At 55.8% G+C, this 8,232-nt stretch carries 11 protein-coding genes; 7 read left to right on the top strand and 4 right to left on the bottom strand.

Features of this window, described 5'->3' with window-relative positions; genetic code table 11:
- The 3 genes from ACOCD2_RS08155 to ACOCD2_RS08165 form a co-directional block, all read left to right on the top strand.
- The coding region (locus ACOCD2_RS08155) for a hypothetical protein (protein ID WP_305800232.1) at positions 1–527 on the top strand (527 nt) is incomplete at its 5' end.
- 304 nt (positions 528–831) lie between these two features.
- Positions 832–1,638: a ferritin-like domain-containing protein gene (locus tag ACOCD2_RS08160; RefSeq protein ID WP_293645401.1), complete on the top strand. Its 807-nt coding sequence runs from the start codon at positions 832–834 to the stop codon at positions 1,636–1,638.
- Positions 1,626–2,312: a hypothetical protein gene (locus ACOCD2_RS08165; RefSeq protein WP_293645399.1), complete on the top strand. Its 687-nt coding sequence runs from the start codon at positions 1,626–1,628 to the stop codon at positions 2,310–2,312. Before ACOCD2_RS08160 ends, ACOCD2_RS08165 begins: the two co-directional genes overlap by 13 nt.
- 2 nt (positions 2,313–2,314) lie before the next feature.
- On the opposite strand, the gene ACOCD2_RS08170 is transcribed toward ACOCD2_RS08165, so the two are convergent.
- The 3 genes from ACOCD2_RS08170 to ACOCD2_RS08180 all read right to left on the bottom strand — a co-directional run bounded on the left by ACOCD2_RS08170 (position 2,315) and on the right by ACOCD2_RS08180 (position 4,240).
- A complete protein-coding gene (locus ACOCD2_RS08170) occupies positions 2,315–3,085 on the bottom strand; it encodes a UDP-2,3-diacylglucosamine diphosphatase (RefSeq protein WP_293652491.1) in 771 nt (256 codons plus the stop codon).
- A gap of 103 nt (positions 3,086–3,188) precedes the next feature.
- A complete protein-coding gene (locus ACOCD2_RS08175; RefSeq protein ID WP_293645395.1) occupies positions 3,189–3,677 on the bottom strand; it encodes a peptidylprolyl isomerase in 489 nt (162 codons plus the stop codon).
- A complete protein-coding gene (locus ACOCD2_RS08180; protein WP_293645393.1) occupies positions 3,674–4,240 on the bottom strand; it encodes a peptidylprolyl isomerase in 567 nt (188 codons plus the stop codon). Before ACOCD2_RS08180 ends, ACOCD2_RS08175 begins: the two co-directional genes overlap by 4 nt.
- Positions 4,241–4,347: 107 nt before the next feature.
- Here ACOCD2_RS08180 and cysS point away from each other — a divergent pair, with 107 nt between their 5' ends.
- Together cysS and ACOCD2_RS08190 are read left to right on the top strand one after the other, a co-directional pair.
- Positions 4,348–5,730 carry a cysteine--tRNA ligase gene (cysS, locus tag ACOCD2_RS08185; protein ID WP_293645391.1) on the top strand — a complete coding sequence of 461 codons (1,383 nt, stop codon included), beginning with the start codon at positions 4,348–4,350 and terminating at the stop codon, positions 5,728–5,730.
- Positions 5,727–6,065: a hypothetical protein gene (locus ACOCD2_RS08190; RefSeq protein WP_293645389.1), complete on the top strand. Its 339-nt coding sequence runs from the start codon at positions 5,727–5,729 to the stop codon at positions 6,063–6,065. Before cysS ends, ACOCD2_RS08190 begins: the two co-directional genes overlap by 4 nt.
- Before the next feature lie 47 nt (positions 6,066–6,112).
- Here ACOCD2_RS08190 and ACOCD2_RS08195 read toward each other — a convergent pair whose 3' ends face one another.
- Positions 6,113–6,310, bottom strand: a complete 198-nt coding sequence (locus ACOCD2_RS08195) for a hypothetical protein (RefSeq protein WP_293652490.1) — start codon at positions 6,308–6,310, stop codon at positions 6,113–6,115.
- A gap of 51 nt (positions 6,311–6,361) precedes the next feature.
- On the opposite strand from ACOCD2_RS08195, the gene ACOCD2_RS08200 reads away from it, so the two are divergent.
- Positions 6,362–6,829: a M48 family metalloprotease gene (locus ACOCD2_RS08200; RefSeq protein ID WP_293645385.1), complete on the top strand. Its 468-nt coding sequence runs from the start codon at positions 6,362–6,364 to the stop codon at positions 6,827–6,829.
- A complete protein-coding gene (locus ACOCD2_RS08205) occupies positions 6,804–8,192 on the top strand; it encodes an alanine/glycine:cation symporter family protein (RefSeq protein WP_293645383.1) in 1,389 nt (462 codons plus the stop codon). Before ACOCD2_RS08200 ends, ACOCD2_RS08205 begins: the two co-directional genes overlap by 26 nt.
- Positions 8,193–8,232 lie beyond the last annotated feature (40 nt).

An 8,232-nucleotide genomic window follows, 5' to 3' on the forward strand; every position in this document is an offset into this window, starting at 1 on the left:
GCGGCGACAGCGGCAACGAAAGCATCTACCGCAAGGGCACGCTCTATTTCTATCACAATACCGTGGTCTCAACGCGCGATGGCAATACCACCCTGGTGCGTCTGTCCACCAACGACGAACACGCGGATATCCGCAACAATATCCTTTATGCAACCGCTGGCGGTGACTACCTGGCCATACTGAACCGTGCGGGCATTGCCGAGTTGCGCAACAACTGGATTTCTGCCGGCTGGGTGCCTGCTCACGGATCCCTTTCCGGTTCATTGAACGATCAGGACAACCTGGTCGGAACTGAGCCGGGCTTTGCAAATGCAGCTGCCCAGGACTTTTCCCTGGCGCAGGGTTCGCCGGCAGTCGATGAGGCCGTTTCTCTGGTTACTGCCGCGCTGTCGCAGCCCGTGTTGCGCCAGTATGTGAAACACGCCAGGTCAGAAATCCGTTCACAATCAGGGCAGCCGGATCTCGGCGCCTTCGAGCGCTGCCCGCAATCTGAATGCGCGATGCTGTTCGACAACGGCTTTGAATAGTCCTGAAGATTGGGCGGCGTTACGGGGTATCCCGAACAACGGTATTCACATCACTCCGGCGCAGGATGCCAGTGAACCTGTGAACCGCATCTGTGGAGACTGATGTGGTCAGTTCCTGCCCATTCCCTGCAGCTCGGGCTTCAGCCCGACAACAGCTGCCACAACGGAGAAATGTCGGACTGAAGTCCGACCTACGGTCATGGCGCGATGCTTTGTTATCACGAATGCAACAAAATCAATAGTTTAGGCGTATTTTCACGCTAAGATAAACAAGTGCCTTTGAGGGCTGCTACAATCCCCTCCCATGAAAAACACCGTTCATGAAGGCGCACTGGCGTGCCTGCTGGAATCTGATTCCGATGCAAAGATGGCTTGCGTGGAAAAGCTGCAGGCAGCCTGGCGGGCGGGCGAGCTCGACCTGCGTTCACCGGTCATGCCGCCTTCTGTCGATCAGGCAGGACAGCCGGGCAAGCCGGTTCTGGTGCCACCCCGCGAGGTGCCCCGCCGCAGGTTGGGCAGCAGGGAGGGGCAGGCGGCCATGCTCCACGCCATTGCCCATATCGAGTTCAATGCCATCAATCTTGCCCTGGATGAGGTGTACCGCTTTGTGGACATGCCAGAAGATTTCTACACCGACTGGATACAGGTGGCTGCCGAAGAGGTCTACCACTTCGGCCTGGTGCGCCAGCGCCTGCGCGACCTGGATTATGACTATGGAGTTTTTTCCGCCCACAACGGCCTGTGGGAACTGGCGCAGAAAACCAAGCACGACCTGCTGGTGCGCATGGCCATGATGCCGCGGGTCATGGAAGCGCGGGGGCTGGATGTGACGCCGGGTATCATGGAAAAATTTCAGAGCATCGGCGACAAGGAAAGCGTGGCCGCGCTGGAAATCATATTGCGCGACGAAGTGGGGCATGTGGAGGCAGGTTCCCGCTGGTTCCACTACCTGTGTGACCAGCGAAACCTCGACCCGGAGAAAACCTATTTTTCACTCATCGACGAATACCTGCACGGACACATGAGCTGTCCCCTGCACAAGGAGGCCCGTCTTGCTGCAGGTTTCTCCCAATCCGAACTGAATCACCTGGAGGCATTGTGCGCCAAATAGTTACCGTATTCCTGCTGCTGACATCCACCGCATTGATGGCAGGCGAGGCTGAACTCCTTGTCTATCAGGTGAAGGAGCCGGGGGTGGACAACTATGTCAGCCGTATTCTGGTCAACAAGCGCTACCTGCGACTGGACGAAGGCGGTGAGCCGGATGCCGGCTATACCATTTACGACCGGCAGGAAAAAAAGATTTTCAACGTCGATCCCCTGGAAAAGACCGTGCTGGAAATGAACCCGCCTGCCTTTCAGCCTGCACCGCCAGCGGATCTGGATCTTGAAGAACAGGTGACCACAGATCCTGATTCACCGGCAGTAGCCGGTCAGCAGCCGGTGAAAATCAAGCTGCAGGCCAATGGTGAAACCTGCCGGGAACTGGTGGTTATAAAGGACACCCTGACGGGTGCCGTATCTGCCATGAAAGAACTCTACCAGGCACTGGCCCGTCTGCAGTACCCCGCTGTGGGTTCACCCGGTTATACGGAAAACAGCTGTGAGCTGAGCGAGTATATCTACGCCCCCCAACGTGCCTTCTTGCACGGTTTGCCCCTGTGGGATGTCATGGGCGGCAAACAGCGCATGCTGGTGGATTTCAAGGATGCTTTCGAAGTGCCGGATGATACCTTTGCAGTGCCGGACGATTTCGAACGCGTGACGCCATCTGCATGGCAATAGGGTTATAGCGACAGGCTCTGTTCTTCGCCACTGCTGGTGTTGATTTGCAGCACAGTGGAAGCTTGTCCGTTCCAATCCGCCAGCACAGTGCGCCTGGCCGCGTGACCGTCCAAGGTAAAGTCGTGAGTACCCGGCCGGTGTGTATGGCCGTGAATCAGCCGCCGGACAGCGTGCTTTTTCATCATGGTTTCGACTGCCTTCTGGTTCACGTCCATGATATCGGATGATTTCACGGCCTTGGCCTCGCCGCTCATCTGGCGGATTTCGGCAGCTTTCTGTATGCGTTTGGGAATACTCATGGCCATGGCCTGGGCCTGAAATTCCGGGCTGCGGAACAGTTTTCTGGCCTGCTGGTAGTCCCGGTCATCCGTACACAGCTGGTCGCCATGCAGCAGCAGAACGGGTTCGTCTGCTACCTGTATGACCTGTTCTTCCGGTAACAGCGTCATGTTGGCGGCGCGGGCAAAATCCTCGCCCAGCAGAAAATCCCGGTTGCCGTGCTGAAAATACAGGTTTGTATGACTGCCTGCCTCATGCAGCATCTCCCTGACCTGTGCAGCAAAGGGCGAGGGATCGTCGTCACCGATCCAGGCATCGAACAGGTCGCCCAGAATATACAGGGCATCAGCCTGTTTCAGCACATCACTGTCGAGAAACCGCTGGAACTGTTGCATGATCGCCGGCGTGGCCGGGGAAAGATGCAGGTCTGATATGAAGAGGATATGGGGCATCGGATGGTCAGACGCGACGGTCGCCGCGTCTGGCAAGGGCATCTCTAACAATTGTCATTCCGGCGCAGGCCGGAATCCATGAGTATATGGACTCCGGCCTGCGCCAGAGTGACGGAAACGGCATTATTTGAAGTGCCCAAGGTTGCTATTCGCTGATTTCAGCTTTTTCAATCACGACGGGTTCGACAGGCACATCGGAATGCCCGGCCTTGTTGCCCGTTTCCACCTGTTCGATCTTGTCCACCACATCGTTGCCTTCGACTACCTTGCCAAAGACGGCATAACCCCAGCCGTCCTGCCCCGGATAGTCGAGGAAGCTGTTGTCCTTGGTGTTGATGAAGAACTGGGCGCTGGCGGAGTGGGGGTCCATGGTGCGGGCCATGGCCAGGGTGTACTTCTCGTTGCTGAGGCCATTCTTGGCTTCGTTTTCGATGGTTTCACGGGTGGCCTTCTGCATCATGTCCGGCATGAACCCGCCGCCCTGAATCATGAAATTGGGAATGACACGGTGAAAGATCACGCCGTCGTAAAAACCGTCACGCACGTACTGCTTGAAATTCTCGGAGCTGATGGGGGCCTTCTCTTCATCGAGTTCGATGACGATATCACCCAGGTTGGTTTTCAGTGTAATCATTTTTTTGTTTCCACACGTTTGATGGATTTGATCAGGATGGTCTCTACAGGCACGTCACGGCGCCCGTTCTTCACGGCAGTCGGGGTGGCGGCGATGGCATCCACCACGTCCATGCCTTTGGTGACCTTGCCGAACACCGCGTAACCCCAGCCGTCGAAGCTCGGATAGTCCAGGTTGTCGTTGTCCTTGTGATTGATGAAGAACTGACTGGTGGCGGAATGCGGGTCGCCGGTACGGGCCATGGCGATGGTGCCGCGCTTGTTCTTCAGGCCGTTCTTGGCTTCGTTCTTGATGGGCTCGTGGGTGGCTTTCTTCTGCATGTCTTCACCCATGCCGCCGCCCTGAATCATGAAGCCGGAGATGACGCGGTGAAAAATGGTGCCGTTGTAAAAACCTTCGTCCACATAGCGTAGAAAGTTGGCAACGCTGATGGGCGCCTTGTCCTGGTCCAGGCTCAGCTCGATATTTCCCTTGCTGGTCTCCATGACGACCTTCACCGGTTCTGCCAGTACGGCGGTGCTCAGCCCGAGGGCAAACAGCAAAGAGATCAATAGTTGTTTCATGTGCTTACTCACTGTGATTGCAAAACAGCTGCCTATGATACAACTGTGCCCGCGGCTGCGCATAGGGTAAAATTGCACGAATTGACCGCATTTTCAGAGCAGGAATCATGAGCCTCCAGATTTATAACGATCTGCACAACAAAAAAGAAGAATTTCAGCCCATCGAACCGGGAAAGGTGCGCATGTACGTCTGCGGCATGACGGTCTATGACTACTGTCACCTGGGCCATGCGCGCATGATCGTGGTTTTCGACGTGGTGTACCGGTATCTGCAGGCCAGGGGCTATGACGTCACCTATGTGCGCAATATCACCGACATCGACGACAAGATCATCCAGCGCGCCAACGAGCGCAGCGAGCCTTTCACCGAGCTGACCCAGCGCTTCATCGATGCCATGCACGAAGACCTGGATGCCCTCGGTGTATTGCTGCCCACCATCGAGCCCCGCGCCACCGGGCATATGCCGGAAATTCTGGAGATGATCCAGCGCCTGATCGACAGGGGGCATGCCTATGTCACGGACAGCGGCGACGTCTATTATTCTGTAACCAGTTTCAAGGACTACGGTCAGCTGTCCGGCAAATCCATTGAAGACCTCAAGGCCGGGGCGCGGGTGGAATCCAGCGACGAGAAGCGCGATCCCCTGGACTTCGCTCTGTGGAAAGCCGCCAAGCCCGGAGAGCCCGCCTGGGATTCCCCCTGGGGCAAGGGGCGTCCCGGCTGGCATATCGAATGCTCGGCCATGTCCACCAAGGCGCTGGGAGATACCTTTGATATTCACGGCGGCGGGGCAGACCTGACCTTTCCCCATCACGAAAATGAAATCGCCCAGTCCGAAGGGGCCACCGGCCACCATTTCGTGAACTACTGGATGCACAACGGTTTCGTGCGGGTGAACGATGAGAAGATGTCCAAGTCACTGGACAATTTCTTCACCATCCGCGAGATCATGGCCCATTACCGCCCGGAAGAGATCCGTTATTTTATTCTCACCAGCCACTACCGCAGCCCCCTGAACTACGACGAGGAACACCTTCTCAATGCCCGTCAGGCGCTGACCCGCTTCTATACCGCGCTACGTGGGTTGCCCGCAGCAGAACCCGGCGAGGCGGAGGAATACGCGCAGGCCTTCAACAAGGCCATGGATGACGACTTCAACACGCCGGAAGCTCTGGCTGCCATGTTCGAACTGGTGCGTGAAATCAACAGGGTTCGCGCCCAGGATGAGCAGAAAGCCGCACGCACGGCGGCGGAGCTCAGGCGCATGGGCGCCATCCTCGGCATTCTTCAGGATGACCCCGAACAGTGGTTGCGGGGTGGGGCAAGCGAAGGCCTGTCCGACGAGGAAATCGAAACCCTCATTCAGCAACGCTTGGACGCCCGGGCAGAAAAGAACTGGGCGGAAGCCGACCGTATTCGCGATGAGCTCAAGGACAAGGGTATCGTGCTGGAAGATGGCGCGGGCGGCACCACCTGGCGGCGGGAGTGAATATGGAACGCGGCTTCAATATCTACTACTGTGATTTCGTGCATGACTCGTCAATCAGTTCCTTAAAACCGGAATTCCTGGCGGCGGACCGCCTGGTGCCCCTGGCAGAGCATCTGCTGGCCGCGGAAGACAACTATCTGGGCGTGCTCGACAGCGCCGAGACCATCCTGCAGTTCTACCTTTCGGGCAAGGACATGGTCGTGGAACTGCTCTATCCCGACGCCAAAGGCATGATGCAGACCAAAATGTCCCTGGAAGAGGGCATGAAGCTACTGGGCAGCCTGCCCGATGAATTCACCGAAGACCTGCTGCCCGGCGCCAGTTTTATCGGCTGATGCCGTTTCTCCGGAGCACCCCGGCCAATCCCTGGCCAGGTCTTCCGCTATTTCGCCGGAAGCACCCGCAATATCGCTCCTGATTTCACGCTGAAGCCGTTGCCCAGCGTGGTGACGGGTGAAACGATGGTCAGGAACCGGCCATCCAGCAGTGTGGTGGAAACAAATGAAATCAGATCGCTGCTGCTGCACAAGGTGGCAACATAAATCGTTGTGAAATTGCTCAACACTGTGTAATGCGCCATGTGTGTGGGGAATTATAGCTGGCTATCCTGTTCATCACTTTTTCGCTATGGTTGACGAGCCGGACGATTTATCCAATTATCGATAGATACCATAATCGATTTCATTTTGACCGGCCTGGGGATATTGCCTCATTGCCACTGATTCTGATGTTCGTAATGGTAATATCCTTTGTATTCAATCCGATCCAAAATGGGGTGAGCCGTTACATGGAACACCAAGCGGATGTCTATGGTATGGATATCTCGGGTGTATCAGGTGAAACGGCAGCTATTGCGTTTGACAAGCTCTCTGCCTATAACCTCTCAGATCCAGATCCCAATCCATTTATCGAGTGCTGGTTTTATGACCACCCGACACTGAAAAAGCGGATGACTTTTGTACGTGAGTATCGGCAATCAATCCGGGACAATGAATTCAGAAAAGCGGGGTTGCCAAATCCGCCAGCCTGTTTGACGACAATGATGAGAATGAACTACCCCGGGGGGAATCAGTATGGACTTTATCACGACACTCACTGAGGTAACCGGCAATATAGCCGGCATGGCATGGGGCATTCCCTCCATCGTGCTGCTGGTGGGCACCGGACTGTACCTGACCATCCGTCTGCGTATGGTACAGGTGCGTGGATTCAAGCATGCAATCAACCTGATCCGCGGCAAATACGATAAGCCTGACGATCCCGGTGAAGTCACACATTTCCAGGCGCTGTCTACTGCGCTTTCGGCAACCATAGGTACCGGCAATATTGCCGGTGTGGCCACCGCCATCGCTTTTGGTGGACCCGGGGCCGTATTCTGGATGTGGGTCACCGCCCTGGTAGGCATGGCCAGTAAATACACCTCCTGCACCCTAGCGCTAAAGTACCGCATCACCCATCCGGATGGCTCGGTTTCCGGCGGTCCCATGTATACGCTCAGCCTTGGTTTCAGTGAAAAACTGGGTATGAAGAGAACCGGTGCAGTGCTGGGTTTTCTCTTTGCTTTGTTCACTCTCATTGCCTCCTTCGGTATCGGCAACATGGTGCAGGCCAACTCGGTAATGGATGGCCTGACCTTCATCTACCCTGATGCCGGCAAGTACAAACTGTTTATGGGAGTGATTCTGGCTATCGGCGTGGGCCTGGTCATCATTGGCGGCATCAAGCGCATCGCAAAGGTAGCCTCCCGCATTGTGCCATTCATGGCCATTGCATACTGCCTGGCAGCATTGGCGATCCTTGTCCTCAACGCATCAGCAATCCCGGAAGCCTTCTCTACCATCTTTAATCTGGCACTCAATCCGGCTGCTGCGGGCGGCGGCGCCATTGGCGCAGCAATTCAATATGGTGTTGCGCGTGGCGTGTTCTCTAACGAATCCGGCCTTGGCTCGGCTCCCATGGCCCATGCCGCAGCTCGTACCAAGGAACCCGTGCGTGAGGGTCTGGTGGCGATGATGGGACCATTCATCGATACCATCATCATCTGTACCATGACTGCACTGGTGATCGTCATCATGGGTGCATGGGGCGATGCCCGCCCGGAAGAACTCAAGGGTGCCGCACTTTCCGCGTATGCCTTTCAACAGGCCTTGGGTAGCTTTGGTGCATGGGTGGTCGGTTTCGGGCTTATGTTCTTTGCCTACTCCACCATCATCGCCTGGTCCTATTATGGTGATCGCAGCGCCGAATACCTTTTTGGTGAGAAAGCAGTGTTACCTTATCGCATCATCTATACCGTGCTGGTGGTCATCGGTGCCTGGATACCTTTGAATTTGGTATGGAACCTGGCGGATATCGCAAACATATTCATGGCCGCGCCCAACCTGATCAGCCTGATTGTACTATCCGGGGTGGTAGCGAAACTGTCAGATGATTACTTTGAACGGTATGATCAAGTAGACTAGAGTTTAGAGTTTCAGAGGAGAAAAACCACTAAAAATCTCA

It is taken from the genome of Thiolapillus sp. (assembly GCF_048562965.1).
GTDB lineage: Bacteria > Pseudomonadota > Gammaproteobacteria > Chromatiales > Chromatiaceae > Thiolapillus > Thiolapillus brandeum_A.